Source organism: Vibrio genomosp. F10 str. 9ZD137, from assembly GCF_049974785.1.
In the GTDB taxonomy this organism is placed as follows: Bacteria; Pseudomonadota; Gammaproteobacteria; order Enterobacterales; family Vibrionaceae; genus Vibrio.
Genome location: NZ_JBNGCJ010000994.1, coordinates 1 through 1,485 on the forward strand (window position 1 = coordinate 1; position 1,485 = coordinate 1,485).

2 protein-coding genes are annotated in these 1,485 nt (G+C 43.9%); both read right to left on the reverse strand.

Annotation, left to right across the window (positions count from 1 at the left end):
* Window positions 1-396 (reverse strand): uroporphyrinogen-III C-methyltransferase (locus ACP45E_RS21395; RefSeq protein WP_241824372.1); only part of this gene is annotated, 396 nt, incomplete at its 3' end.
* A 355-nt stretch (window positions 397-751) separates the two neighbouring features.
* The coding region (locus ACP45E_RS21400; protein WP_069585518.1) for a formate/nitrite transporter family protein at window positions 752-1,485 on the reverse strand (734 nt) is incomplete at its 5' end.

Consider the following 1,485-nt stretch of genomic DNA (forward strand, 5'->3'; position numbering starts at 1 on the left):
TTGCACATCATTGTCAGCCAGCTTTTCAAGCTCCTCGCCACCTCGACCAAAAATAAATGAATCACCGCCCTTTAGCCGAACAACGTGCTTACCTTCTCGCGCTTTATCAACCAATATCTGATTAATTTGATCTTGAGGGACATAATGAAAATCGACTTTTTTACCAACATAGATCATTTCCGCGTCGTCTTTGGCGATAGCGAGTATTTCAGGTGACACCAAACGGTCATACACAACCACTTGAGCCTGAGCGATGGCGCGGTGCCCTTTTACTGTTAACAGGTCTGGATCACCAGGCCCTGCCCCTACTAATGAAACAAAACCGACATCATGTGACTGGGTATTTTGGGGGGTAGGCTCGAGTAATGGTTCGCTCGGTTGAGATACTTCTGACATGCTGTGCTCCGATCTTCGATCCGTCTCGTCGAATCGCTTTTATTAATATGAGACTTTGTTCCTTAAGTCCCTACAACTTATGTGAATAAGACTATCAGGTGTCATAGCAATTTCTCACTGCTAAAGATGAAATAGATAGAACTAAATCGCATATAGAAATAATATACAAGCTCGTATTGATATAAAACAGCCTCTCGCTCTGATCTTAATGACCCGAAACATGAGGCTTAATATTGTTGACTTTTTTTCAACACATAGCGTATACCAACTCAACGCTAAACATTCTGAAAACTATACAAGCCGAAAGCCGTGTAAGCCGAAAGCTATACAAACAGAAAGCTATACAAACCAAGATTTATGCAGTCTTGGCCGTTGTTAAGTCTGCTTGTGCGCTATCTGACGATGTACTTAGCGCTGGTGCTGTCTTAGCATGCGTTAGATACAGAGGAATACAGGTAAACAATAATCCACCCACAAGGTTACCAAGAATAGTCGGGATTAGGTTGTAATTGAGCCAAGTTGCAATACCAAAATCCGCTCCTAGCATCATACCCAATGGGAACAAGAACATGTTGACAACCGCGTGTTCAAAAACAAGGGCGAAAAAGATAAAGATGGGTAGCCACATTGCAGCAATTTTGCCAGCAACAGTACGCGCTGTCATGTTGCCAATGACACCCAGACACACCATTAGGTTACAAAGAATACCGCGTACAAAACAGGTAATCCAACCGTTCACGCCAAGGTCTTCAAAGCCCACGGTTCGAGCAGTAGCCGCTTTAATAAATGTTTGCCCTACTGCGCCAGGTTCAACGCTGAAGTTCATCGTAAATGATAAAGCAATGAGAAAGGCAACGAGCAAAGAGCCCATCAAATTACCAAAGCCAACAAGCCCCCAACAGCGTAACACTCGTCCCCATGTAATACCTGGGCGTTTCTCAAACTTAGCCAACGGTGCTAGACCAAATACACCAGTTACAAGGTCGTAGCCCATTAAGCTAAGAATACAAAATCCTACTGGGAATACGAGAGCCCCAACAATACCAATACCTGTCTGAGTGATGGTTGTGATTGCTACCACCACTGCCA